Origin of the sequence: Streptomyces pyxinae (genome assembly GCF_024756275.1) — a bacterium.
In the GTDB taxonomy this organism is placed as follows: domain Bacteria; phylum Actinomycetota; class Actinomycetes; order Streptomycetales; family Streptomycetaceae; genus Streptomyces; species Streptomyces pyxinae.
The window spans coordinates 48,917-74,601 of sequence record NZ_JANUGQ010000009.1; the positions used below are offsets into that span (position 1 = coordinate 48,917).

18 protein-coding genes are annotated in these 25,685 nt (G+C 74.7%); 5 read left to right on the forward strand and 13 right to left on the reverse strand.

What is annotated here, in order from left to right:
• Positions 1-134 precede the first annotated feature (134 nt).
• Both NX801_RS12760 and NX801_RS12765 read left to right on the forward strand, forming a co-directional pair.
• Entirely contained in the window at positions 135-1,061 is a 927-nt protein-coding gene (locus NX801_RS12760) for an aminoglycoside phosphotransferase family protein (RefSeq protein ID WP_258787703.1), read from the forward strand.
• A gap of 235 nt (positions 1,062-1,296) precedes the next feature.
• A complete protein-coding gene (locus NX801_RS12765; protein ID WP_258787704.1) occupies positions 1,297-2,265 on the forward strand; it encodes a slipin family protein in 969 nt (322 codons plus the stop codon).
• 271 nt (positions 2,266-2,536) lie between these two features.
• On the opposite strand, the gene NX801_RS12770 is transcribed toward NX801_RS12765, so the two are convergent.
• From NX801_RS12770 to NX801_RS12810, 9 genes are all read right to left on the reverse strand, one after another.
• Entirely contained in the window at positions 2,537-4,246 is a 1,710-nt protein-coding gene (locus NX801_RS12770; protein ID WP_258787705.1) for a proline--tRNA ligase, read from the reverse strand.
• 39 nt (positions 4,247-4,285) lie between these two features.
• The gene (locus NX801_RS12775) at positions 4,286-4,873 is read right to left on the reverse strand and encodes a GNAT family N-acetyltransferase (protein WP_258787706.1); all 588 of its coding nucleotides are present in this window, start codon (positions 4,871-4,873) and stop codon (positions 4,286-4,288) included.
• 15 nt (positions 4,874-4,888) lie between these two features.
• On the reverse strand, positions 4,889-5,734 hold the full coding sequence (locus NX801_RS12780; RefSeq protein ID WP_258787707.1) for a GNAT family N-acetyltransferase: 846 nt from the start codon (positions 5,732-5,734) through the stop codon (positions 4,889-4,891).
• Positions 5,735-6,037: 303 nt separating this feature from the next.
• Positions 6,038-7,195: a flavodoxin-dependent (E)-4-hydroxy-3-methylbut-2-enyl-diphosphate synthase gene (gene ispG / locus NX801_RS12785; protein ID WP_258787709.1), complete on the reverse strand. Its 1,158-nt coding sequence runs from the start codon at positions 7,193-7,195 to the stop codon at positions 6,038-6,040.
• A gap of 241 nt (positions 7,196-7,436) precedes the next feature.
• The gene (locus tag NX801_RS12790) at positions 7,437-8,738 is read right to left on the reverse strand and encodes a M50 family metallopeptidase (RefSeq protein ID WP_258787711.1); all 1,302 of its coding nucleotides are present in this window, start codon (positions 8,736-8,738) and stop codon (positions 7,437-7,439) included.
• Positions 8,735-9,985: a 1-deoxy-D-xylulose-5-phosphate reductoisomerase gene (gene dxr / locus NX801_RS12795; RefSeq protein WP_258787713.1), complete on the reverse strand. Its 1,251-nt coding sequence runs from the start codon at positions 9,983-9,985 to the stop codon at positions 8,735-8,737. Before dxr ends, NX801_RS12790 begins: the two co-directional genes overlap by 4 nt.
• 304 nt (positions 9,986-10,289) lie before the next feature.
• Positions 10,290-12,248 carry an acyl-CoA dehydrogenase family protein gene (locus NX801_RS12800; RefSeq protein WP_258787714.1) on the reverse strand — a complete coding sequence of 653 codons (1,959 nt, stop codon included), beginning with the start codon at positions 12,246-12,248 and terminating at the stop codon, positions 10,290-10,292.
• A gap of 312 nt (positions 12,249-12,560) precedes the next feature.
• Complete coding sequence (locus NX801_RS12805; RefSeq protein ID WP_258787716.1) at positions 12,561-14,003, reverse strand: aldehyde dehydrogenase family protein; 1,443 nt, start codon at positions 14,001-14,003, stop codon at positions 12,561-12,563.
• A 297-nt stretch (positions 14,004-14,300) separates the two neighbouring features.
• The gene (locus NX801_RS12810) at positions 14,301-15,149 is read right to left on the reverse strand and encodes an EamA family transporter (protein WP_309505826.1); all 849 of its coding nucleotides are present in this window, start codon (positions 15,147-15,149) and stop codon (positions 14,301-14,303) included.
• A 786-nt stretch (positions 15,150-15,935) separates the two neighbouring features.
• On the opposite strand from NX801_RS12810, the gene NX801_RS12815 reads away from it, so the two are divergent.
• On the forward strand, positions 15,936-16,772 hold the full coding sequence (locus NX801_RS12815) for a DUF4190 domain-containing protein (RefSeq protein ID WP_258787718.1): 837 nt from the start codon (positions 15,936-15,938) through the stop codon (positions 16,770-16,772).
• 3 nt (positions 16,773-16,775) lie between these two features.
• On the opposite strand, the gene NX801_RS12820 is transcribed toward NX801_RS12815, so the two are convergent.
• From NX801_RS12820 to NX801_RS12830, 3 genes are all read right to left on the reverse strand, one after another.
• Positions 16,776-17,438 carry an SAM-dependent methyltransferase gene (locus NX801_RS12820; RefSeq protein WP_258787720.1) on the reverse strand — a complete coding sequence of 221 codons (663 nt, stop codon included), beginning with the start codon at positions 17,436-17,438 and terminating at the stop codon, positions 16,776-16,778.
• A gap of 98 nt (positions 17,439-17,536) precedes the next feature.
• On the reverse strand, positions 17,537-19,096 hold the full coding sequence (locus tag NX801_RS12825) for a PucR family transcriptional regulator (protein WP_258787722.1): 1,560 nt from the start codon (positions 19,094-19,096) through the stop codon (positions 17,537-17,539).
• A 987-nt stretch (positions 19,097-20,083) separates the two neighbouring features.
• Entirely contained in the window at positions 20,084-22,147 is a 2,064-nt protein-coding gene (locus tag NX801_RS12830; protein WP_258787724.1) for an ATP-binding protein, read from the reverse strand.
• 472 nt (positions 22,148-22,619) lie between these two features.
• Here NX801_RS12830 and gabT point away from each other — a divergent pair, with 472 nt between their 5' ends.
• Together gabT and NX801_RS12840 are read left to right on the forward strand one after the other, a co-directional pair.
• Entirely contained in the window at positions 22,620-23,954 is a 1,335-nt protein-coding gene (gabT, locus tag NX801_RS12835) for a 4-aminobutyrate--2-oxoglutarate transaminase (protein WP_258787726.1), read from the forward strand.
• Between the two features lie 549 nt (positions 23,955-24,503).
• A complete protein-coding gene (locus NX801_RS12840) occupies positions 24,504-25,205 on the forward strand; it encodes a phosphatase PAP2 family protein (RefSeq protein WP_309505827.1) in 702 nt (233 codons plus the stop codon).
• Here NX801_RS12840 and NX801_RS12845 read toward each other — a convergent pair.
• Positions 25,132-25,590 carry a hypothetical protein gene (locus tag NX801_RS12845; RefSeq protein WP_258787728.1) on the reverse strand — a complete coding sequence of 153 codons (459 nt, stop codon included), beginning with the start codon at positions 25,588-25,590 and terminating at the stop codon, positions 25,132-25,134. The genes NX801_RS12840 and NX801_RS12845 overlap by 74 nt on opposite strands.
• Positions 25,591-25,685 lie beyond the last annotated feature (95 nt).

The following is a 25,685-nucleotide window of genomic DNA, read 5'->3' on the forward strand; positions in this document are numbered from 1 at the left end:
GCCGGGGAGACCGCACGGCCCGCGACACCGCCGGGGCGGGCCATGTCCGCCGGTGGCCGGTGACGCCGCCGGGACCGGCGAAGCCGAAGCGGGCCGAAGAACCGAGGAAACCGGAGAAGGGGAACGACGCGCGCATGGCTTTCGAACCGCCGCGGCGACTGGTACGGGCGCTCGGCGAGGCCCATGGGGAGGCCGTCGCGGGCGACTGGCTGGCCCGGCTGCCGGAGCTGGCCCGGGAGGCGGTGGCGGCGCGGAAGGCCGAGGTGGAGCGGGTCGTGGCGCCGGGCGGCCGGAGCGGCCTGGTGCTTCTGGTGCGGCTCCCCGACGGCACCCCGGCCACCCTGAAGGTGGCGCCGCCCTTCGCCGCGCCCGGCCGGGAGCGGGCGGCGCTGGCCCACTGGAACGGCTGGGGCGCGGTCCGCGTGCTCGGCGCCCCCGGCGACGGGCCGGACACCGGCGACGGGCCCGGGCTGCTGCTGGAACGGCTGAGCCCCGATGTCACCCTGCGCTCGCTGCCGGAGGCCAAGGCGCTGCTGGAGGCGGCCGGCACGGTGCGGCGGCTCTGGGTGGAGCCGCCCGCGGGGCACGGCTTCGAGTCGGTCGCGGACCGGACGGCCCGGCAGGCGGCGGTGATGCGCGACCGGGCGGCGCCGGAGCCTCCCGGGGTGGTCGCCCTGGTGACGGCCGCGCTGGAGGCCCGGGAGGCGCTGGTGGCCGATGCCCCCGAGTGCCTGCTGCTGCACGGCTGCTTCCGGCAGGGCAAGGTGCTGTCCGCCGGGCGGGCGCCGTGGCTGGCGGTGGGCCCGGACCCCCTGGTGGGCGAGCGCGCCTACGACCTGGCCCGGCTGGCGCGGGACCGGGTGGAGGACCTGGTGGCCGCGTCCTCCGGGTCGGCCGCCGCCCGGCGCCGGGTGGGACGGCTCGCGGACTCGCTGGAGGTGGACCGGGAGCGGCTGCGCGGCTGGACCCTCTTCCGGGCCGTGGAGTCCGGCACCCGCGCCCTGGCCGCCGGCCGGCGGCAGGACGGCGAGGTGCTCCTGGAGTTCGCCGCCTGGCTCTGAGCGGCCGGCTACCGGCCCCCGGCTAAGATCCCGGGCCCGGACCGCGCCCCGGCACCGGTCCCGGCCCGGGTTCCTACCCCGGCCCGGCTTCGGCTCCGGCGCGCTCCTCCACGTACGCCCGCGCTGCCCCCGTTCGAGACCCGCAAACCCTCCCCTCGGCGGAGCATTGGTGCGATATTGGGCATGACCGCACCGTGCTCCAGCCGGCTCCGTCCGGCCCGACGGGAGGGTCCCCATGGTCGAGGAACTGCTCACGGCGGCAGCGGCGGCCGGCACCGGCGCCCTGCTCTATCTGGGCTCCGCCGCCCGGGTGATCAAGCAGTACGAGAAGGGTGTCGTGCTGCGCTTCGGACGGCTGCGGAGCGGCGTACGCGGGCCGGGGCTGACCCTGGTGGTGCCGTTCATGGACCGGCTGCACCGGGTGAACATGCAGATCGTGACGCTCCCGGTGCCCGCGCAGGACGGCATCACCCGGGACAATGTGACCGTCCGGGTGGACGCGGTCATCTACTTCAAGGTGGTCGACGCGGCGGCGGCGCTCCTGCGCGTCGAGGACTACCGGTTCGCGGTCTCCCAGATCGCCCAGACCTCGCTGCGCTCCATCATCGGCAAGAGCGAGCTGGACGATCTGCTCTCCAACCGGGAGAAGCTCAACCAGGGGCTGGAGCTGATGATCGACAATCCGGCGGTGGACTGGGGCGTGACCATCGACCGGGTGGAGATCAAGGACGTGTCGCTGCCCGAGACGATGAAGCGCTCGATGGCCCGGCAGGCCGAGGCGGACCGGGAGCGGCGGGCCCGGGTGATCAACGCGGACGCCGAGCTCCAGGCGTCCCGGAAGCTCTCCGAGGCGGCCCGGGAGATGTCCGGGCAGCCGGCCGCGCTCCAGCTGCGGCTGCTCCAGACGGTGGTGGCGGTGGCGGCCGAGAAGAACTCGACGCTGGTGCTGCCGTTCCCGGTGGAGCTGCTGCGCTTCCTGGAGCGGGCCGCCCAGCAGCAGCCGCCGGCGCCGGAGGCCCGGCCGGAGCCGCCGCCGGACGCCCCGCGCCCCGCGATGACGGTGCGCGAGCCGCACGCCCGGGAGCACCGCGCCGGATCGCCCGAGCTTCCGCAGGACCGGCCGGGCGCGGCGGAGCCGCCGCCGTCACCGGCCGCCGCGGCCCAGGCGCGCGAGGAGGAGACCGGCGCGGCCGGCTGCATCTGACCGGCCCGGCGCCGCCGCGCCCGTATCGCCGTCCGTACCGCCGCCGCCCGTATCGCCTCCGGGCCGTACGGACCGCCCCGGGCCGTACGGACCGCCTGCGGCCCCGCACGACCGGCCCCGGGACCGTACGCACCGGCCTCGGGGGCGTACCCGGGCACACGGGCCGGTACCCCGCCCGGGCCCTCCCGGACGGGGCACCGGCCCGCAGTACACGCCTCCCGCCGTCAAGCGGCGCCCCCAGGCCCCGTCGGACGGGCGGTCCCGGCCCCCGTCAGGCGGTGGTTCCCGACGCCGTCAGCAGGGCGATGGCCTCGTCCACGGTCAGCTCCTCGCGCTCACCGGTGCGGCGGTCCTTGAGCTCCAGCACCCGCTCGCCCGAGCGGCGGCCGGCGACCAGGATCTTCGGCACACCGATCAGCTCGGCGTCGGTGAACTTCACGCCCGGCGAGACACCCGCCCGGTCGTCCACCAGGACCCGCAGCCCGGCCTCGCCCAGCTTCTCCGCGACCTCCACGGCCAGCTCGGTCTGGAGCGCCTTGCCGGCGGCGACCACATGGACGTCGGCCGGGGCGATCTCGCGCGGCCAGCACAGGCCCTGCTCGTCGGCGGTCTGCTCGGCCAGCGCCGCGACCGCGCGGGAGACGCCGATGCCGTACGAGCCCATGGTGACCCGGACCGGCTTGCCGTGCTGGCCCAGCACATCGAGCTGGAAGGCGTCGGCGTACTTGCGGCCCAGCTGGAAGATGTGACCGATCTCGATGGCGCGGTCCAGCTTCAGGCCGGTGCCGCAGGCGGGGCACGGGTCGCCGTCCTCGACCACCACGACGTCCAGGTACTCGTCGACCTCGAAGTCCCGGCCGGCGACGACGTTCCTGGCGTGCTTGCCGGGCTGGTTGGCGCCGGTGATCCAGGAGGTGCCGGCGGCGATCCGCGGGTCCGCGAGGTAGCGGACCTTCTCCAGGCCCTGCGGCCCGACATAGCCGCGCACCAGGTCGGGGCGGCCGGTGAAGTCCTCGGCGGTGACCAGTTCGACGGTGGCCGGGGCCAGGTGGTCCTCCAGCTTGCCGAGGTCCACCTCGCGGTCACCGGGCACCCCCACGGCCACGATCTCCCCGTCCACCTTGACCAGCAGGTTCTTCAGGGTGGCGGAGGCCGGCACGGCCAGGTGCGCGGCGAGCGTCTCGATGGTGGGGGTGTCGGGGGTGTCCAGCTCCTCCAGCGGGCCGTGCTCGGTGGTGTCGGCGGACGGCGCGGTGAAGGTCACCGCCTCGGTGTTGGCGGCGTAGTCGCAGGCCGGACAGTAGACGAAGGTGTCCTCGCCGGCGGCGGCCGGGGCGAGGAACTCCTCGGAGGCCGAGCCGCCCATGGCGCCGGAGACGGCCGAGACGATCTTGTGGCGCAGACCGAGCCGCTCGAAGATCCGGATGTACGCCTGGCGGTGCAGCGCGTACGACTCCGCCAGCCCCTCGTCGGTGGTGTCGAAGGAGTACGAGTCCTTCATCTGGAACTCGCGGCCGCGCAGGATGCCCGAACGCGGGCGGGCCTCGTCGCGGTACTTGCTCTGGATCTGGTAGAGGATCACCGGCAGGTCCTTGTAGGACGTGCACTGGTCCTTGACCAGCTGGGTGAAGATCTCCTCGTGGGTGGGGCCGAGCAGATAGTCGGCGCCCTTGCGGTCCTGGAGGCGGAAGAGCTCGGCCCCGTACTCCTCCCAGCGCCCGGTGGCCTCGTACGGCTCCTTGGGCAGCAGCGCGGGCAGCAGCACCTCCTGGGCGCCGATCGCGTCCATCTCCTCGCGGACCACCCGGGTGACGTTCTCCAGGACGCGCTTGCCGAGCGGCAGCCAGGACCAGATGCCGGCGGCGTTGCGGCGGACGTAACCGGCGCGGACCAGCAGCTTGTGGCTGAGCGTCTCGGCGTCCGCCGGGTCGTCGCGCAGTGTCTTGACCATCAACCGGGACATGCGCTGGACCTGGGCCATGGGGATCTCTCCTGCGGTGAAAAGTGTGATGCCAGGAGGTTAGCCGCGGTCCGCCGGTCGGCGGAAATCAGTTCCCTCCGGGCGCTTGCCGCCGGGCCGGAGCAGCGGCAGCGGGGCACCCATCACGGCGAACGGCCGGGCGGCGCTCGGGAAGCGCACCCGCCGGGCCAGATCGGTGTAGCCGAGCGAGCGGTAGAGCCGCCGGGCGGGGCTCTCGGTGTCGATGGCGGAGAGGATCGAGCGCGGCTGCCCGGAGGTGTCGGTGATGGCGGTGATCAGCTCCCGGCCGATGCCCCGGGCCTGGTGGTCGGGGTGGACATGCAGCTCGGTGATGGCGAAGGAGTCGTCCAGCCACCCCTGGGTGCCGGTGCTCCTGAGGTACGGCTCCACGACGGTGGACCACCACTGGGAGCGGTCGTTGGGCATCCCGTACACGAAGCCGACGAGCCGGCCGGTGGCGGTGGTGGCCCCGTAGGCGCGGGCGCCCGGGGTGGCCAGATGGCGGAGGACGATGTGGTGCCGCACCCGGACCTCGTCCTCCCCCAGACCGAAGGCGAGGGCCTGGACGGCGAGGGCCTCGTCCACCCGGGGGGCGAGGTCGATCGGCTGCACCACCACGTCTTCCATGCGCCGACCTTAGCCCTAGAAGAGCACGCTCATGAAGGCGCCCACTTCGCGGAAGCCGACCCGTCGATAGGCGGCGCGGGCGGGGGCGTTGTAGTCGTTGACGTAGAGCGAGACGAGCGGCGCGACATCCGCGAGGGCGTACCGCAGCACGGCCGCCATGCCGGTCTCGGAGAGGCCCTTGCCCCGGTGTTCGGGGGCGACCCAGACACCCTGGATCTGGCAGGCGTGCGGGGTGGCGGCGCCGATCTCGGCCTTGAAGACGACGCTGCCGTTCTCTATCCGGGCGAACGACCGCCCGGCGCCGACGAGTTCGGCCACCCGGGCCTGGTAGAGCAGCCCGCCGTCCCCGGCCATCGGGGAGACCCCGACCTCCTCGGTGAACATGGCCACGCAGGCGGGCATGATCACGTCCATCTCGTCCTTGCGGATCCGCCGCACCAGCGGGTCCGGCTCCACCTCGGGCGAGGGCCGGTCCGCGACCATCAGCGGCTGGTGGGCGCGGACGTCCCGGGCGGGGCCCCAGCTCGGTTCGAGCAGCCGCCACAGCTCGGCGGTGGGCTCGGCGGGGCCGACGATCGAGGAGCAGCGCCGGCCGGAGCGCCGCGCCCGTTCCGCGAAGGCCCGGACCGCCTCGGGCCCGGCGCAGATCGGCACCAGATTGGCGCCCGAGTAGCAGAGTGAGCGGAGCCGCCCGTCGGCGTACCAGCCCCACATCTCGCCGCCGAGCCGCCAGGGGTCGAGCCCGGCGACCCGAACGCGGGCGGTGACGAAGGCGTTGGCGACGGGGTCGCTCTCCAGCACGGCGAGGGCGGCGCCGAGGTCGCCGGGGTCGAGGACCCGGGTGGTGGTGTGCGTCAACACGAGGGGGCCTCACCATGCGGTCTGACAGGTCCTGGCACTGTACCCGCAGCCGCCGCCCCCATGACCAGCCCGCACCCCGGCCCCCGTGACCACCCGGCCACCTTCCGCCACCGGTCCCCCGGGCGCGGGTGCTCGTACGCCGTCCCCGCACCTCCCGGGGGGTGTGGGGCTCGCCGTCCGGCGGGCCCGGGGCTGTCCACCGGGGCCGGGGCGGGGCCGTACCCCGGAACCGGCTCGGGGGCGTACACCGGAACCGGCCGGCACCGGGGCGGGCGGGCCGGACGGCAGCGGTCCGGCGGGGGCTCAGCCGGCGATGGAGATCTGCGGCTCGCCGGAGGCGACACCGTCGGCGCGCATCTGCTCCGCGATCTTCAGGGCCTCGTCGATCAGCGTCTCCACGATCTTGGACTCGGGCACGGTCTTGATGACCTCGCCCTTGACGAAGATCTGGCCCTTGCCATTGCCCGAGGCGACACCGAGGTCGGCCTCGCGGGCCTCGCCGGGGCCGTTGACGACACAGCCCATGACGGCCACCCGGAGCGGCACCTCCATGCCCTCCAGACCGGCGCTCACCTGGTCCGCGAGCTTGTAGACATCGACCTGGGCGCGGCCGCAGGACGGGCAGGAGACGATCTCCAGACGGCGCTGGCGGAGGTTGAGCGACTCCAGGATCTGGATGCCGACCTTGACCTCCTCGGCCGGCGGGGCCGAGAGCGAGACCCGGATGGTGTCCCCGATGCCCTCGGAGAGCAGCGCGCCGAAGGCGACGGCCGACTTGATGGTGCCCTGGAACGCCGGGCCGGCCTCGGTGACGCCGAGGTGCAGCGGATAGTCGCAGGCGGCGGCGAGCTGGCGGTAGGCGTTGACCATGACCACCGGGTCGTTGTGCTTGACCGAGATCTTGATGTCCCGGAAGCCGTGCTCCTCGAAGAGGGACGCCTCCCAGAGCGCCGACTCGACCAGCGCCTCGGGGGTGGCCTTGCCGTACTTCTGGAGCAGCCGCCTGTCGAGGGAGCCGGCGTTGACCCCGATCCGGATCGGGGTGCCGGTCTCGCCGGCCGCCTTGGCGATCTCCTTGACCTTGTCGTCGAACTGCTTGATGTTGCCCGGGTTGACCCGGACCGCGGCACAGCCGGCGTCGATGGCGGCGAAGACGTACTTCGGCTGGAAGTGGATGTCGGCGATGACCGGGATCTGCGACTTCCTGGCGATCACCGGGAGCGCGTCGGCGTCGTCCTGGGTCGGGCAGGCGACCCGGACGATCTGGCAGCCGGAGGCGGTGAGCTCCGCGATCTGCTGGAGGGTGGCGCCGATGTCGGAGGTCCGGGTCGTGGTCATCGACTGCACCGAGACGGGCGCGTCGCCGCCGACGGCGACCGTGCCGACCTGGATCTTGCGGCTGACCCGGCGGTCTGCGAGCTTGGTCGGTACGGACGGGATTCCGAGAGAAATCGCGGTCATCTGCTGTGCAACCCCAAGGTGTGGATCGAGGTCCCGAGATCGGCGGGCTCCAGGCTTCGAGGTTACAGCCCCTCGGACAAACGGCCGGACACCACAGGGTGTCCGGCCGTTTGTCCGTATGTATGCCTGATGTGCGCCCGCGCGTGTCGGCCCGGGAGAGGTGTCCTCGTACGCCCCCGGGGCACCGGGACCGCCCGGAGGGCGCCCGGTGTGTATCAGGTGATACGGCCCGGGGCGCGGATCAGGTGATACGGACCGGGTTCACGATGTCCGCGACCAGCACCAGCAGCGTGAACCCGATGAACAGGCCCGCCACCACATAGGCGACCGGCATGAGCTTGGCCACGTCGAAGGGACCCGGGTCGGGGCGGCGGAAGACCTTGGCGATGTTCCGCCGGAGGGACTCCCAGAGCGCCCCGGCGATATGGCCGCCGTCCAGCGGCAGCAGCGGCAGCATGTTGAAGAGGAAGAGCGAGAGGTTGAAGCCGGCCAGCAGCATCAGGAACATCGCCACCAGGTTGGTGGTCGGCTGGTCGAGGTTCATCACCTCACCGCTGATCCGGGCCGCGCCGACCACGCCGACCGGCGAGTCGGCCTTGCGCTCGCCGTCCCCGAAGGCGGCGTTCCACAGGTCCGGGACCTTCTGCGGAATGGCGATGACCGACTCCACGCCGTTCTGGATCATGTCGCCCATCCGGTCGACCGAGGCGCCGAGGGAGAGCGGCACGATCTCGGTCTTCGCGGCGAAGCCCAGATAACCGGCCGGGACGAACTTGCCGGGGACCACTTCGCCGTCGGCGTCCTTGCGGGCCACCATGTTCTTGGCGAGCGTGGCGTGCAGCACCTGCTCCTTGCCGTCGCGGACGACGGTGAGGGTGGCCGGGCCGATGGTGTCGCGGATGCGGTCGGAGAGGGTGGCCCAGTCCTTGACCGGCCGGCCGTCGAAGGCGGTGATCCGGTCGCCGGCCTTCAGCCCGGCGGCCCGGGCGGGCGAGACCGGGTCGCCGGCGGCGCAGTTGTCGCGGTTCTCGCTCTGGGCGATGACGCACTTCTGGACGCCCGCCACCTCGGTGGTCTGGGTGGCGAAGCCGTAGGTCATCGCGACCCCGAGGAAGATGGCGACGGCGAGGACCAGGTTCATGAACGGTCCGGCGAACATCACGATGACGCGCTTCCACGGCTTGCGCGTGTAGAAGAGGCGGTCCTCGTCGCCCGGCCGCAGCTCCTCGAAGGCGGCCGACCTGGCGTCCTCGATCATGCCCCGCCAGGGCGAGGTGGACCGGGCCTCCAGGCGTCCGTCCTCGCCGGGCGGGAACATGCCGATCATCCGGATGTAGCCGCCGGCCGGGATGGCCTTGATGCCGTACTCGGTCTCGCCCCTGACCCGGGACCAGATGGTCGGGCCGAAGCCGACCATGTACTGCGGCACCCGGATGCCGAACAGCTTGGCCGTGGAGAGGTGGCCGAGCTCGTGCCAGGCGATGGAGAACAGCAGCCCGAACGCGAACAGCGCGATGCCGAGGACCGTCAACAGAATCGTCATGCGCGCGCCTCCGCGGTCGCCTTCGCTGCCAGTTCCCGGGCCCGGGCGCGTGCCCGGGTCTCCGCTTCCAGGACGTCCGGCACCGTCAGCCGGGTTCCCCCGGCGGGTGCGGCGAGTTCGCCGACGACGGCCGTGACGGTCTCCATGATGCCCGTGAACGGCAGCCGTCCGGAGAGGAACGCCTCGACGCACTCCTCATTGGCCGCGTTGAAGACCGCCGGGGCGGTGCCGCCGAGCTGCCCGACGTGCCGGGCGAGCTCGACCGACGGGAAGGCCTCGTCGTCCAGCGGGAAGAACTCCCAGGTGGAGGCGGTGGACCAGTCGAAGGCGGGGGCGGCGTCCGGCACCCGGTGGGGCCAGCCGAGGCCGATGGCGATGGGGCCGCGCATGTCCGGCGGGGTGGCCTGGGCGAGCGTGGAGCCGTCGGTGAACTCCACCATGGAGTGGACGTACGACTGGGGGTGGACGACGACCTCGATGCGGTCGAACGGGATGTCGTAGAGCAGATGGGCCTCGATGACCTCCAGGCCCTTGTTGACCAGGGTGGCGCTGTTCACCGTGATGACCGGGCCCATCGCCCAGGTGGGGTGGGCGAGCGCGTCCTCCCGGGTGACCTCGGCCAGCTCGGCCCGGGTACGGCCCCGGAACGGCCCGCCGGACGCGGTGACGACCAGCTTCCGGACATCGGCGCGGGTGCCGGCGCGGAGCGCCTGGAAGAGCGCGGCGTGCTCGGAGTCGACCGGGATGATCTGGCCCGGCCGGGCGAGCGCCTTCACCAGCGGGCCGCCGACGATCAGCGACTCCTTGTTGGCGAGGGCCAGGGTGCGGCCCGCCTCCAGGGCGGCGAGGGTCGGCGCCAGGCCGATGGAGCCGGTGATGCCGTTGAGCACCGTGTGGCAGGGCGAGGCGGCCAGCTCGGTGGCGGCGTCCGGGCCGGCCAGGATCTCGGGCCGGGGCTCGGAGCCGTACGCCTCCGCCAGCGCCTCCCGCAGCGCGGGCACCGCGTCCTCCCGGGCCACCGCGACCGCCCGCACCCCGAGCCGGCGGGCCTGGGCGGCCAGCAGACCGGGCCGGCCGCCGGCGGCGGAGAGCGCGGTGACGCGGAACCGGTCGGGGTTGCGCTCCACCAGGTCGATGGCCTGGGTGCCGATGGATCCGGTGGACCCGAGGATCACGATGTCCCGGCGGCCTTCGGAGGTGTCGAAGGCGATGTGCGGATCGGCGAGGGGGGCTGGGCTGTCGCTCATGCCCCCCATTCTTGCCGCATCCCCCGCCGCCCCCCGACCCCGGTGCCCCTTGAACGGGGCGGTACGGCACCGAGGGGACGGCTGCGCCGTACGAGACGGGGCCGGGCGGCGCGGGTGCCCGCGGCCGAGGACCGGCGGCCGCCCCGGGCCGGGGTGCGGGACCGGAGCCCCGGCCGAGGCCCGAGTCCTGCCCGGGCCCGGGGCACGAGGCCCGGGGCCGGGAGACCCGGGCCCGGCGCCGGGAACCTGGTACGGGCCTGGGCCGCACGACGGCGCCCCGGCCCCCGGCGGGGAGGGCCGCCGGTCAGTGGATCGGGCGGTGCACGTTCTCCCTGGCGGACGGGCCCGGGGTGGCGTCGGCGATCCAGGGGCCGTCCCCGCTGGGGTCGAGGATGCCCTCCTCCAGCCAGGCGTACGTCCCCGAGAGCACCCCCTTCACCACCGTGGCATCCAGGTCGTCGGTGTTGGCCCAGAGCCGTCCGAACAGTTCCTCGATCCGCAGCCGGGACTGCCGGCAGAAGGCGTCGGCCAGCTGGTACGCCTCCCGGCCGTGCGGCTCGGTCTTCCGGAGCATCTCGGCCCGGACACAGGCGGCGCTCATCGCGAACAGCTCGGCGCCGATGTCCACGATCCGGCCCAGGAAGCCCTGCTTGGTCTCCAGCCGGCCCTGCCAGCGGGACATGGCGTAGAAGGTCGAGCGGGCCAGCTTGCGGGAGGTCCGCTCGGCGTACCGCAGATGGCCGGAGAGGTCCACATGGCCGGCCGGGTGGAAGTCGCCGTAGGCGCCGGGGAGCTGGCCGGGTCCGGCGACCAGCTTGGGCAGCCACTTGGCGTAGAAGACACCGGCCTGGGCGCCCGCCCGCGCCTTGTCGCCCAGGGACTTCTCCGGGTCGATGATGTCCCCGGCCACGGCCAGATGGGCGTCGACCGCCTCCCGGGCGATCAGCAGGTGCATGATCTCGGTCGAGCCCTCGAAGATCCGGTTGATCCGCAGATCGCGCAGCAGTTGTTCGGCGGGGACGGCCCGCTCGCCCCGGGCGGCGAGCGAGTCGGCGGTCTCGTAGCCCCGGCCGCCCCGGATCTGGACCAGTTCGTCCGCGATCAGCCAGGCCATCTCGGAGCCGTACAGCTTGGCCAGGGCGGCCTCGATCCGGATGTCGTTGCGGTCCTCGTCGGCCAGCTGGCTGGAGAGGTCGAGCACCGCCTCCAGGGCGAAGGTGGTGGCCGCGATGAAGGAGATCTTGGCGCCGACGGCCTCGTGCCGGGCGACCGGCTTGCCCCACTGCTCCCGGGCGGCGGACCACTCGCGGGCGATCTTCAGGCACCACTTGCCGGCGCCCGCGCACATGGCGGGAAGCGAGAGCCGGCCGGTGTTGAGGGTGGTGAGCGCGATCTTCAGTCCGGCGCCCTCGGGGCCGATCCGGTGAGCGGCCGGGACCCGGACCTGGTGGAAGCGGGTGACGCCGTTCTCCAGTCCGCGCAGCCCCATGAAGGCATTGCGGTTCTCCACGGTGATCCCGGGCGAGCCCGCCTCCACCACGAAGGCGGTGATGCCGCCCTTGTGCCCCTCGGACCTCGGCACCCGGGCCATGACGACGAGGAGATCCGCGACCACGCCGTTGGTGGTCCACAGCTTCACGCCGTCCAGGACGTAGTCGTCGCCGTCCGGGACGGCGGTGGTGGCGAGGCGGGCCGGGTCGGAGCCGACGTCCGGTTCGGTGAGCAGGAAGGCGGAGATGTCGGTCCGGGCGAGCCGCGGCAGAAAGGTCTCCTTCTGCTCCTCGGTGCCGAAGATCTTCAGCGGCTGCGGCACGCCGATCGACTGATGGGCGGAGAGCAGCGCGCCGAGCGCCGGGCTGACCGAACCGGCCAGTGCCAGCGCCTTGTTGTAGTAGACCTGGCTGAGACCGAGCCCGCCGTACTTGGTGTCGATCTTCATCCCGAGCGCGCCGAGTTCCTTGATGCCGTCGATCACGGCGTCCGGGATCCTGGCCTCCCGCTCGATCAGGGCCCCGTCGACCTCGGTCTCCAGGAAGTCCCGCAGCTTGGCGAGGAACTCCTCGCCGCGCCGGGCCTCCTCGCCGCCCGGCAGCGGGTGCGGGTGGATCAGGTCGAGCCGGAAGCGCCCCAGGAACAGTTCCTTGGCGAAGCTCGGCTTGCGCCAGTCCTGCTCGCGGGCGTCCTCGGCGACCCGGCGCGCCTCGCGCTCGGAGACCTTGGGCCGGTGCGGTGACGTCTCGGGACGGGGGTGGGGAGCGGACATGTGGAGCTCACCTCGCCGCGGATTCGGGGCCGTCCGGCCGGCGGTCCTACCGGCCGGTACTACGCGAGCCTCATACCCGGCGGCGCGGGGCGCGAAAAGGGCCCGGCGGAGCGCACGGCGAACGGCCGGAACCCCCGCACAGTGGGTTCCGGCCGCCGGTTCCGCCGTACGGGGAACCGGAGTTCCGCCGTACGGGCGTGCGCTGTTCGTCGTACGGGCGAGCGCCGCCGTACGGGTTGTACCGCCGTACCGGCGAGCACCGCCGTACGGGTCCGCGCCGCCGTACGGGTCCGCGCCGCCTACGGGCGTGCGCTAGAGGGCCAGTCCGGTGAGGACGAGGACCCGCTCGTAGGTGTAGTCGTCCATCGCCCAGCGGACGCCCTCGCGGCCGGTGCCGGACCGCTTGGCGCCGCCGTACGGCATCTGGTCGGCGCGGTAGGAGGGGACGTCGCCGATGATCACGCCGCCGACCTCCAGGGCCCGGTGGGCGCGGAAGGCGGTCTGGAGGTCATGGGTGAAGACGCCCGCCTGGAGGCCGTACTTGGAGGCGTTGACGGCCGCGAACGCCGCCGCCTCGCCCTCCACCCGGGCGACCGAGAGGACCGGTCCGAAGACCTCCTCGGTGGCGAGGGTGACGGAGTCCGGCAGGTCGGTGAGGACGGTGGGGGCGTAGCTCGCGCCCTCCCGCTTGCCGCCGGTGCGCAGAGTGGCGCCGGCCTCGACGGCCTCGTCCACCCAGGACTCCACCCGCTTGGCGGCGTCCTCGCTGACCAGCGGGCCGACCTCGGTGGCCGGGTCGGAGGGGTCACCGGTGACCTGCGCCTCCACGGCGGCGACGATCTTCGGCAGCAGCCGGTCGTAGACGGCGGCGTCCGCGACCACCCGCTGCACCGAGATGCAGGACTGGCCGCCCTGGTAGTTGGAGAAGGTGGCGATCCGGGTGGCGGCCCAGTCCAGGTCCTCGTCGGAGGCCCAGTCGCCGAGCACCACGGCCGCGCCGTTGCCGCCCAGCTCCAGGGTGCAGTGCTTGTGCGGCACCGACTCCATGATCGCGTAGCCGACCTGCTCGGAGCCGGTGAAGGAGATGACCGGCAGCCGCTCGTCCTGGACCAGGGCGGGCATCTTGTCGTTGGCGACCGGCAGCACCGACCAGGACCCGGCCGGCAGCTCGGTCTCGGCCAGCAGCTCACCGAGGATCAGCCCGGAGAGCGGGGTGGCCGGGGCGGGCTTGAGGATGATCGGGACACCGGCGGCGATGGCCGGGGCGACCTTGTGGGCGCAGAGGTTCAGCGGGAAGTTGAACGGGGCGATGCCCAGCACGACGCCCTTGGGGAAGCGGCGGGTCAGCGCCAGCCGGCCCTGGCCGCCGCCATCGGTGTCCAGGCGCTGGGCCTCGCCGCCGTTGAACCGGCGGGCCTCCTCGGCGGCGAACCGGAAGACCGAGACGGCCCGGCCGACCTCGCCGCGCGCCCACTTGATGGGCTTGCCGTTCTCGGCGGAGATCAGCTGGGCGATCTCCTCGGTGCGCTCGGTGAGGCGCTTGACGACATGGTCCAGGGCGGCGGCCCTGACGTGCGCCGGGGTGGCGGCGAACTCGTCCAGGACGGCGTGCGCGGCGGCCACGGCCTCTTCGACCTGCTCGTCGGTGGGCACGCTGACGCTGCCGACCGTGCGGCCGTCCCAGGGGGAGGTGACGTCGAAGGAGGTCTCGCCGGTGGCCTGGCGGCCGGCGAGCCAGAAGGCGGTGACGGTCATCGCGTAATCCCGGCCCTTTCGAGGCTGTGCGGTGGTGGGTTCTTGCGCTTGCCACCGTAGGGCCGGGGGCGGTGCCGGTGGTTTGTCCGCGATGGAGTGGTCCGGGACCCGCCCCTTCCGTTACGGAGCAGGGGGCCATCGTCGGCCACGGAGCAGGGGCCCGGCCGGGCCGCCCGGACGGCCCGGTGGCGGACCGGTTTCTCCCCGGCCGGGCGGCGGAACGGTTCCCCCTCGCCGGACGGCCGACCGGCTCTCCCCGGCTACGGCTCCGGCGCCGGACCGGTTCACCCGCTCGCGTCAGCGTCCGCGTTCCGTACTGACGATCAGACAGACCCCGGCCAGCACGATCGCGCCGCCCAGCAGGACCGGCCCGGTCAGCTCCTCGCCCAGCAGCAGGACACCGAGGGCGACGGCGACGACCGGGTTGACGTACGCGTAGGTCGCCACCAGCCCGAGCGGGGCGCGCTGGAGGAGCCAGGCGTAGGCGGTGAAGGCGACCAGCGAGCCGAAGACGACCAGATAGCCCAGGGCCGTCCAGGAGCGGGCGGACCAGGCGGAGACGTCGAGGCCGCGCCACTCCCCCGCGACCAGGCCGGCCACCAGGCAGCCGAGGCCGCCGGCGAGCATCTCGTACGCGCTGGCCGCGAAGGGGTTGGCCGGCATCGGCAGCCGCCCGGACGTGAACGAGCCCACCGCCCACATGACGGTGCCCGCGACCACGGTGAGCACCGCGCCGATCCGTATCTCGCCGCCGAGCCCCGGCAGGGTGAGCACCCCGAGCCCGGCGAGCCCGAGCAGCACCCCCGCCAGGGCACCGGGACCCGGCCGGTCGCCGGTGACCCGGCGGAGCAGCACCACCCAGGCCGGGACGACGGCGACCAGCAGCGCGGCGAGCCCGGAGGGCACGGACCGCTCGGCGACCACGACCATGGCGTTGCCGCCGAGCAGCAGCAGAAGCCCGACCAGCGCGGCGGAGCCGAGTTCGCGCCGGCCGACCCGCAGTGCCGCCGGGCCCGTCCGCCACCGGACCAGGGCGGCGAGCAGCGCCCCGGCGACCAGGAAGCGCGCGGCGGCGGAGAGGAACGGCGGCATGGTCTCGACGACCACCCGGATGCCCAGATAGGTGGAGCCCCAGACCAGGTACACGACCGCCAGCGCCGCCCAGACCGCCCGGCCGGTCCCCCGGCGGCCGGGCGGCGCGGAGGGCGCGAGCGGTGCGGAAGGCGCGGGGCCGGGCGCCGGACCGGCCGGGGGCGCCGCGAGAGCCGGGGCACTCGCTGGGGGCCGAGGGGACGGAGGGGGCGAGGACGTTGTCATGGACGCGAGACTGGCGGAGATCACTCGGCAGGGGCAAAGACTTTGCCCGCGTCCGGGCAGAACGAGCCACCTTCACGCGGTGCGCGAGAGACACGACAAGCGGTGAACGGCCGAGAGGGCCGCAGAAGGTCGGCAGGGGGCGGTGAACGGCCGGCAGAGGGCGGCGAAGGGCCGGCAGAGGGCGCAGAAGGTCGGTGGAGGGCGGCGAAAGGCCGGTGGAGGGCGAGGAAGACCCGAGGGCGGCGCCCCCGGAGGTTGGTCGGCAGCGGGCGGTCGGCGGGGGGCGAGGACGGCATCTGGTGATCAATCCGGTCGAGCCGGGAGTGACTGGTTGGTAACCTCACACGTCTCTCCGGACGATCAGCTCATCCGACGCTGCTCCCCCCTTCCGTGCCGCCGAGCTCCTCTGTTCCCCCGATTTCCCCGATCCCGAGGTCGCGCATGCCCCTGCCCCCGCCGTCCGACGCCCCGTCGCCCTGGGACGCCCCCGCCCCGGACGGACCGTCCGCCGAGCCCGCCGGGACGGCACCTCACCCGCCGGGCACCCCGGGTGCTCCGGGCGATCCGGCCGGGCCAGGCACTCCGGGCGGCGCCCCGGGCACCTTCGGTCCGCCCGTGCCGGCCACCCCGGCCCGGGGTCACGGCACCCCGGCCGGGCCCGTGCCGCCGAAGCCGCAGAACGGGCTGGGCACCGCCGCGCTGACCCTGGGCGTGATCGGCGTCGTTCTCGGGATGCTGGTCGTGCTCTTCTGGCTCTCCTGGCTGCCCGCCCTGCTGGCCCTGATCTTCGGGATCATCGGCATGGTCCTCGCCCGCGGGGGCCGGGCCACCAACCGGGCCGTGGCGATCACCGGTGCCGTCCTGGGCGTCGTCGGACTGCTGATGTCGGCTGGCGGCGGGGTGCTGACCTTCACCACGGTGGCCGACAAGGTCCGGGAGGCCGAGGCCCGGGCCGACAAGGCCGACAAGGCCGACAAGGAACGGACTGAGCGCGCGGCGGAGGCCCGGGCGTCGGCCTCCGCCTCGGCCGCCGCCGAAGCGGCCAGGAACCTGGCGTTCGGTGACACCTTCACCTACGACAACGGCCTGCGGGTGACGGTCTCCGCCCCGGAGCCGTACGACCCGGGAGACGGCCTCGTCTTCGGCCACCGCAAGGGCAACCGGGCGGTGCTGATGAAGGTCACCATGGTCAACACCGGTCCCGCGGCGGTGGAGGTGGCGAAGATGGGCTGGCCCTCGGTCACGTCCGGCGGCGGAGCCGAGGCGGAGCTGATCGTCGACGGCACCGGGCGGACAAAGGTGATCGTCGACAGTCTCGCGCCGGGGCGGACGGCGGTCGGGGCGTACGCCCTCTCGCTGCCGCCCACGGCGGCCGGCGGACGGATCGAGGCGGCCTTCCCGCCCGACCGGTTCCGCCCGGACGGCCCCCGCTGGAACGGCGAGCTGGACTGACCGTCACTCCGCCGGGCGGCGCCGGACCCGCACCACGTTGTCCAGCCGGGTGCACTCGCGGCCGTCGGGGGCGGTCTGGCTCCGCTCGTACTCCTCGCAGCGCACCACCTCCCACTCCCCCGGCGGCAGGCTTAGCCCGGCGAGGACCTCGTCCGCCATCGGCAGGCTGACGCCCGGGTAGCCGTCCGGGTCCCACGGCGGCGGACCGGCGTGGCCCATCACCAGCAAGGTGCCGCCGGGCGCCACCGCCGCGACGGCGTCCCGCAGGATCCGCTCCCGGGGCATGCCCTCGCCCGGGGAGTGCAGAAAGCCGGAGGTCACCAGGTCGTACCGGCCCTCCGGGAACGAGACGGCGAGGTCGTGGCGCTGCCACTCGATCAGGTCGGCCAGGCCCTCTTCCGCCGCCTGCCGGGCCCCGCGCTCCAGCGCCACCCCGGAGATGTCGGCGGCCGTCACCCGCCAGCCCTGCCGGGCCAGCCAGAGGGCGTCGCCGCCCTCGCCGCAGCCGAGGTCCAGGGCGTGGCCCGGGGTGAGGCCGGTGATCTCGGCGACCAGGGTCGCGTTGGGCCTGCCGCTCCATACGCGGTCGCGTCCGGCGTACCGCTCGTCCCAGTAATCGGCGTCGTACGAAGAGGAGTTCGCCGGATTCGGCGCGTCGGTCGTCATGGGGCCGATGGTGTGCCGGGCGGGGGGCCGGTGCCAATTCTTCTTGCGGTTCCGGCAAAGGTACGGCGTCGGCCGTGCGGCCCGCCGGGGCCCGGCCGTCAGCCGCCGGTGGCCTCGCCGGTCGTCTTGAGCGCCAGCCAGAGCTCCATCCGGACGTCCGGGTCGTCCAGCGAACGGCCCAGGATCTCCTCCACCCGCCGCATCCGGTAGCGCAGGGTGTGGCGGTGGACGCCCAGATCGGCGGCGGCCGCGTCCCACTGGCCGTGCCGGGAGAGCCAGGCCCGCAGCGAGGCGACCAGATCGCCCCGGCCGGTGGCGTCGTGCTCCCGCAGCGCCCGCAGCAGCCCGTCGGCGAAGGCCCGTACCGCGTCGTCGGCGAGGAGCGGCAGCACCGAACCGGCCGCCAGTTCCTCGTGCTCCACCAGCGCCCGGCCCCGGCGGCGGGCCACCGAGAGCGCCTGTTCGGCCTGCTTGTACGCGCCGGCCGCCGCTATCGGCCCGGCCGGCGCGGAGAGGCCGATCGCCAGCCCGGCCTCGTCCGCCTGCTGGGCGGCGTACCCCTCGCAGGCACCGGCCACCGCGCCGCCGTCCGCCGCCAGCACCACCAGCCGCTCGTCCCCCTCGGGCACGGTCAGCACCGCCTCGCCCGCGTGGGCGGCGGCCGCCTCCAGGGACTCCGCCAGCACCCCGAGCGGGGGGCCGGCCGCCGGGTCCCGGTCGCCGGCCGGCTCCGCGATCAGCAGCCGGAACGGGGCGTCCAGCAGCCGGTCGTACAGGTCGCCGGCGACCGTCCGGGCGTGGTCGGGCAGGCCGGAGAGCAGCAGCCGCAGCACCGCGGCGCCCAGCCGCTGTTCGGCGGCGGCGAGCGAGCGGGACCGCTCGGTGGTGAGGGTCAGCAGGGCGACGGCCGAGTGCACGGCGTACCGCTCGGCCGTGCCCAGCGCGGACCCGGTACCGACCGCCAGCGCCCCGCGCACCCGCCGGCCGGTGCCCAGCGACTGGAGCTCCACCCGGTCCTCGGTACCGGCGGTGACCGCGCTGGCCGGGGCGGCCCGGTCCCGCAGCCGCCGCACGTCCGGGGTGAGCCGGGTGGCCCGCCGGGTCGCCCACGGCGGGGCGGCGGCCACCACCGCCCCGGAGGCGTCATAGAGCGCCGCCCAGCCCTTGACCTGCGCCGCGAGCCGGGCGACCACCGCGTCCGGGCCCTCCCCGAGGGCTGCCCGGGTCAGCTCCCGCTGCGCCTCGAACCCGGCGGTGACCGCCCGGTACTGGTCGGCCGCGATGGCCGCCGAGACCGCCTTGGCGATCGCCAGGAAGGCGGTCGGCCGGGGCACCTCAAGCAGCGGCATGCCCTCGGCGCGGGCCGCCGCGAGCAGCGCCGCCGGGACCTCCTCGTAGTGGACGCCCACCCCGAAGCCCAGCCCGGCCACCCCGGCGTCCGCCAGCCGCCGGACGTACCGGCCCACCGCCTCCGGATCCTCGGCGTCCAGCGTCAGACCGGTGATGAGCAGCAGCTCGCCGCCCTCCATGTACGGCACCGGGTCGGCCAGCTCACTGGCGTGCGCCCACCGGACGGGCGTGCCGAGCCGGTCCTCCCCGGCGCGGACGACGAGCTTCAGCGCCGAGTGCTGGACGAGCGAGGCGAGCGTGGGCGGCATGGGACCGGCGGACCTTCGGGAGCGGGTTTTTCGCCGTCCCGTATGAACGACGCCCCCCAAGTCTGCCAGCACGTCCCACTCCCGCACCCCAACCGGTACCCGGTCGAGGGCGGGGCGCACCGGGCGGCCCTCCCCTTGGGCCGACCGGGCAACCGCCCGCTCACGGGGCCGACCCGGAGAACAGGCGAATGAAAACGGGGCCCGTTGCTACCATCACCCCAGCTCACGAAGTGTCGGCCCCGCGCTTGCGGGGGTGGTCCCGACCTGGAGTGGCGGGACTACAGCAAGGCCGAGTCGGCCCCGCGCTTGCGGGGGTGGTCCCGACTTGATCCAGTTGGACCAGGCGGTGTCGGCGTCGGCCTCGCGCTTGCGGGGGTGTTCCGGCCGTGGGGGTGAAGGCCGTCGGCCGGAGCGCGTCGGCCCCGCGCGGGCGGGGGTGTTCCGTCCGGGACCGGGACGCCGTAGTGGGCGGACAGGTCGGCCCCGCGCTCGCGGGGGTGTTCCCTCCCGGAGCCCGCCCCGGCCGCGCCGCCCGGCGTCGGCCCCGCGCAGGCGGGGGTATTCCGGCGGACATGTCCGCGCTGAAGTACAGCGTCGGGTCGGCCCCGCACGGGCGGGGGTGTTCCAGGCAGCAGCTTGACGCGCCGCCAAAGCCCCTCGTCGGCCCCGCGCACGCGGGGGTGGTCCGTCCTCGTGGACACGGGGCGCGTACGGGGTGTCGCCGGTCCCTGCGGTTGCGGGGGTGCTCCCCCGGTGACGATGTACTGGACGATGTCGGGCATGTCGGCCCCGCGATGCGCGGGGGTGTTCCCCTGCCGCCCGTAGTGGCGGAGGCCCCGATCCCGTCGGCCCCGCGGATGTGGGGGTGTCCCGATCGGGGCGATGACCCAGACGTTCGCCAGGGGTCGGCCCCGCGACGGCGGGGGTGGACCGCCAACCGGGCCTGCCGCCCGGCGCAGCCTCGTCGGCCCCGCCGAAGCGGGGGCCCTACCCCCGCAGGTCCACCAGGAGCGGGGGGGTGTGGTCGCCTCGGACGGTGCTGAGGGAGAGGACGGCGTGGCCGGGGGGGAGGGCGTGGGCCAGGTCGGAGGCGGACCAGCGCTGGCGCTCGACCTCGCGGACGGTCACCGCCTCGGCGGTCGCCGCCTTGCCGGTGACCAGGCGGCGCATCAGGTGGAGCGCCTTGGTGAGCGGCTCGTCGGAGATGATCTGCCGGTTGGTGACGTCCCGGGTCTGCACCCACTCGGTGCCCCAGGTCTCCGCGAAGTGGCCGCCGTCCCAGGGGGCGAGGCCCGCGAAGGCGACCCGGCAGCCGACCGCGCCGAGCAGCGGTCCGCGCAGCGGCTCGGGGACGTCCTCCAGGGTGCGCAGCGCCAGTACGACGCCCGCGTTGGCCGAGCGCAGCCGGCGGACGGCCCGGACGGCCTCGGCGGTGACCGTACTGGTGGCGTCGTCCAGCACCAGGCAGGCGAAGAGCGAGCGGTCGCCCCGGGCGAGTGCCGCCTCGGTGAACTGGGCCAGCAGCAGCCGGGCCACGATCCGGGACGCCTCGGCGTGGCCGCGCTCGGGCAGGTCGACCCGGACCCGCAGCGGGTGTTCCAGGGCGTGCGGGGAGAACCGGGGCGCCCGACCGTCCGGGCGGAAGAACCGGGCCAGGGCCGGCCGGTCCAGGGTGGCGATCCGTTCCGAGAGCAGCACCCCGATGTCGTCGCCGCGCTCGGCCTGGCGCCGCCGGGCGTCCAGCTCCCGCAGCTGGGCAGGGTCGGCGGCGACGGCCGCCCGGAGCCGGGCGAGCGCGCCGGGGTCGCCGTCCAGCAGTTCGCGCAGCTCGGGGACGGCGGGGAAGCGGCCGTACGCGGCCCGGTGGGGACCGATCAGCTGGGCCAGCGCGGTGGCGGCCCGCCGGGTGTCCGGCACCAGGTCTCCGACCAGCGCCTCGGCCAGCGGGCGGGCGGCCTCGTCGGGGTCGTCGGTGCCGCCGTAGAGGTCCAGGTCGTGGCTGGAGTCGGGGCGGCCGACCGAGACCACCACGTCGAAGGCGGCGTCCGGGGCGAGCGCGGTGCCCTGGGCGGTGACGGCGACCACGGCGGCGCGGTTGGCCAGTGCCTGGAGGCAGAGCGCCTCGGTGACCGGGCGGGTGAGCCGGACCGTCTTGCCGGAGCCGGCCGGGCCGACCGCCAGCAGCGAGGTGCCGAGCAGCTCCGGTTCCAGGGCCAGTCCGGTGGTGCGCCGGGGGTACGGGTTGCGGGGGCTGTCGGTGACGGTGCCGATCCACACCTGGCCGGTGACCAGGTCGTGGGTGGCGCTGCGCACCGGCAGGTCCCGGGCGCCGGAGGGGTGCCCGCAGGCGGCGGCGCCGTGCGCCCGTACCGCCTCGGTGAAGGCGGCGAGCCGGGCCGGCCGGGTGCGTACGCCCTGCCAGGCGCGGGTGATCCGGGCGTGGTCCACGTCCCGCAGCGCGCCTGCCCGGGTGGCCTCGGCGAGCCGGGCGGCGGCGTCCGGGAGCCCGGCGTCCCGCAGCTCGGGCCAGTCGGCCGGGTCGGCGCCGGGGGGCGGCGGCGGGGGCGGGGCGGTGCCCTCGCGGGGCGTGGCGTACCGGCGCCAGATCTCCGGGATGTGCCCGATCCGGGCGAAGAAGACCAGCAGTCCGCCGCCGACCAGGGCGTAGTAGACATAGCTGGCGTTCCGCCAGGTCTCCGGGTCCCGGCGCCAGGAGTCGGGGGTGAAGGCGAGCAGCGGCCAGAGCCAGTAGTGGCCGAGGTAGTTGTTCCAGAGGAGGGACCAGAGCAGCCAGCCGCTCAGCAGGGAGATCACCGCGCCCACGAAGAGCCGCCGGGCGGGCACCGGGTCGGGCTCCTCCCGGGGCCGGGGCCGGTGGCCGAACCGCCACACCCCGGGCTCGGCGGGCGGCCGGGGCACCCGCAGCCAGGAGGCGGTGTCCCCGCCGGCCGGGGCGGGCGCGTGCCGGGGCGGCGGCGGAACGGCCGGGCGCGGCGGCGGAGGCTGCCTCAGCCGGGCGCCCCCTGCGTCGTACGTACCGTCGGTCTCCATGAAACCCCTGCCCCCTGACAGCCAGGACGTGCGCGTCTGTGCTCCGGTCAATCTAGTGCCCCGCCCCCGGCGACGGGGGTGCCCGCGCGTCCGTTTCCGCTGCGACGACATCACGACGTGCCGGGCGCCCGCTTCCGGCGCCGCCCGCGCGCCCGTTCCCCGGGGCTGCCCGCGCGCCCGCCCGGGGACGGCCCGGCGCAGGACCCCGGCCTCGCCCGGCACGGGCCCCCGCCGGGCTGCCCTCCCCGCCCCGCTTGGCCCACCACCGGCCCGCCTGTGCCCGGGGCCGCCCGCGCGCCCGCCCGGGGCCGACCGGGCTGCCCTCCCCGCCCCGCCTCCGGCCCGCCTATGTCCGTGGCGGACAACGGCCCGGCTCCCACCACTCCCGAACGGCGCATGCCCGCTTCCGGCCCGCGCGCCTAGCCTGCGAACAACAAGCAATGAGCGTCCGTAACACCCCCAGGAGCCCCGCATGACCGAAATCCCGCAGGAGCGCCGCGTCGTCACCGCCATCCCCGGCCCGAAGTCGCAGGAGCTTCAGGCCCGCCGCACCGCCACCGTGGCCGGTGGCGTGGGCTCCGTGCTGCCGGTCTTCACGGCCCGCGCGGGCGGCGGCGTCATCGAGGACGTCGACGGCAACCGCCTCATCGACTTCGGCTCCGGCATCGCCGTCACCTCGGTCGGCGCCTCCGCCGAGGCCGTGGTGCGCCGGGCCTCCGCCCAGCTCGCCGACTTCACCCACACCTGTTTCATGGTCACCCCGTACGAGGGGTACGTGGAGGTCTGCGAGGCGCTGGCCGAGCTGACCCCGGGCGACCACGCCAAGAAGTCGGCGCTCTTCAACAGCGGCGCCGAGGCGGTGGAGAACGCCGTCAAGATCGCGCGCTCGTACACCAAGCGCCAGGCGGTCGTCGTCTTCGACCACGGCTACCACGGCCGGACCAACCTGACCATGGCGCTGACCGCCAAGAACATGCCGTACAAGCACGGCTTCGGTCCGTTCGCGCCCGAGGTCTACCGGGTGCCGGTGGCGTACGGCTACCGCTGGCCGACCGGCCCGGAGAACTGCGGCCCGGAGGCCGCCGCCCAGGCCATCGACCAGATCTCCAAGCAGATCGGCGCCGAGAACGTCGCCGCGATCATCATCGAGCCGGTGCTCGGTGAGGGCGGCTTCATCGAGCCGGCCAAGGGCTTCCTCCCGGCCGTCAGCCAGTTCGCCAAGGACAACGGGATCGTCTTCGTCGCGGACGAGATCCAGTCCGGCTTCTGCCGCACCGGCCAGTGGTTCGCCTGCGAGGACGAGGGCATCGTCCCGGACCTGATCACCACCGCCAAGGGCATCGCGGGCGGTCTGCCGCTCGCCGCCGTCACCGGCCGCGCCGAGATCATGGACGCGGTGCACGGCGGCGGTCTGGGCGGTACCTACGGCGGCAACCCGGTGGCCTGCGCCGGCGCGCTCGGCGCCATCGAGACCATGAAGGAGCTCGACCTCAACGGCAAGGCCAAGCGCATCGAGGAGGTCATGAAGGGCCGCCTCGCCGCCATGCAGGAGAAGCACGACATCATCGGTGACATCCGGGGCCGCGGCGCCATGATCGCCATCGAGCTGGTCAAGGACCCGGCGACCAAGGAGCCGAACCCGGAGGCCGCCGGCGCGCTCGCCAAGGCCTGCCACGCCGAGGGCGTGCTCGTCCTCACCTGCGGCACCTACGGCAACGTCCTGCGCTTCCTGCCGCCGCTGGTCATCGGTGAGGACCTGCTCGACGAGGGCCTGGACGTCATCGAGTCGGCGCTCGCCGCGCTCTGACCCCGCCGCCGGTACGGCCGTACCGGCGCCCACCGCCGGTCGGTACGGCCGGACGCCGGTGCCGGTACGGCCGTACCGGCGCCGCTCCGGGACCGTCGTCCCGCCCGGGAGCCCGGGGCCGCCCGGGGCCGTACGGGCGCCGGGCCGTACGGCGTCCGGAGGCGGGTGAGCCGGACTCCGCACTGACCCGGTGTCACCGGCGGGCCCGCGAGGTCACGGGGTGTGAAGAAGCTGTGGGGGGCCGATGGCGGGATGGAGATCCGGCTGTCGGTCCCCCCGTTCTCTGCCGTACCGTTTCGGCAGGTGAGAGAAAACAGCCGCTCGCGAGCCATCCCGGGCGGCGCCGGAACGGGGCTTCCCCGGCACCGTTCCGGTCGTGCCCCGCGGGGCGCTTCCGGAGCCTCCGGCTCCGGTTCTCCTCAGCGATCGGACGGCTGCCCGCCCCAGACCCCCCGGGGCGCGCGGTGCACCGATCCGGCCGGCCGTCCCGGAACCACCCCCCCTGTTCCGGGACGGCCGGCCCTTCTCGCGTTCCGCCCGCTCACGGCCGTGCTGACGGCTCTCGCGCTCTTCGCCGTGATCACCTGGCAGGTCATGACCCATGGCCCGGCGGCCCGGCTGGACGAGCGGGTCTCCGCCGCGCTGGCCGGGCGCGGTCCCTCCTGGCTCACCGAACTCGGCGCCGATCTGGGCTCGGTCCCGGTCGCCCTGCCGGTGCTCGCCGCCGCCCTGGTGCACGCGGTACGGCGCGGCCGGCGGCGGGCGGCGCTGTACGCGGCGCTCGCCATGGCTCTCGTACCGGCGCTGGTGGTCCCGCTCAAGGCGCTGACCGCCCGGCCGGGGCCGCTCACCGACGCGATCGGCTACTTCCCCTCCGGGCACACCATGACCGCCCTGGTCGCCTACGGCTGCGCGGCGGCCCTGACGCACCGCCGGCTGCTCCCGGTCGCCGCCCTGCTCACCGCCGCCACCGGCGCCTGTCTGGTGCTGCGCGGCTACCACTGGCCGCTCGACGTGCTGGGCAGCCTCTGTCTGGGCACGGCGGTCCTGGTGGTGGCCGCCCGACCACCGGCAGCGGGCCGGCCGAACGGACCGAACGGACCGGACGGACCGGACCGGCACCGGCGCCGGTGGGCGGACCGGCGCCGGTGCCCCGGCGAACCGGGCCGTCAGTCCATCACGGGCGCCCCCGGTCGCGTAACCGGGCGGCGGCCTCGTGCACGGCGAGCTCCAGCAGCACCGGGTCACTGAGCGTGCCGCTGCCGTCCGGGGCCACCAGCCAGCGGGCGGCGCCGATCCGGCGGCGGGGGTGCGGAACGGCGATCCAGCTGCCGTCCCCGGCGGTCCTTATCCCGGTGCCCAGCCAGCGCCCGGCGGTACCCGGCGGTACGAAGAAGCCGAGCCGGGCCGACGCGGTGCCGGCCAGTACCGGGCCCGGCCGGTCGGTGAGCCGGGTCAGCACGTCGAGCGTCGCCCGGCCCAGCTCCCCCGGCATGATCAGTACGTCCCAGCGCCGGCCGGCGGGCAGAAGCGCGACCCCCCGCGGATCGCGCTCCCACTCCCACCGGCAGACACCGGGGTCGGGTGCCACCGACGCCAGCCACTCCAGTGCGGCCCTGGCGTCCGAACCAGTCATTGTCGATTGCCTCCGTGTCCGTCTGTGACTGCCCCTTGCGGCAGTGCGCTCACACGGAAGAGCGGCGATGACCGGTCTCATTACGCGAGTTGGCC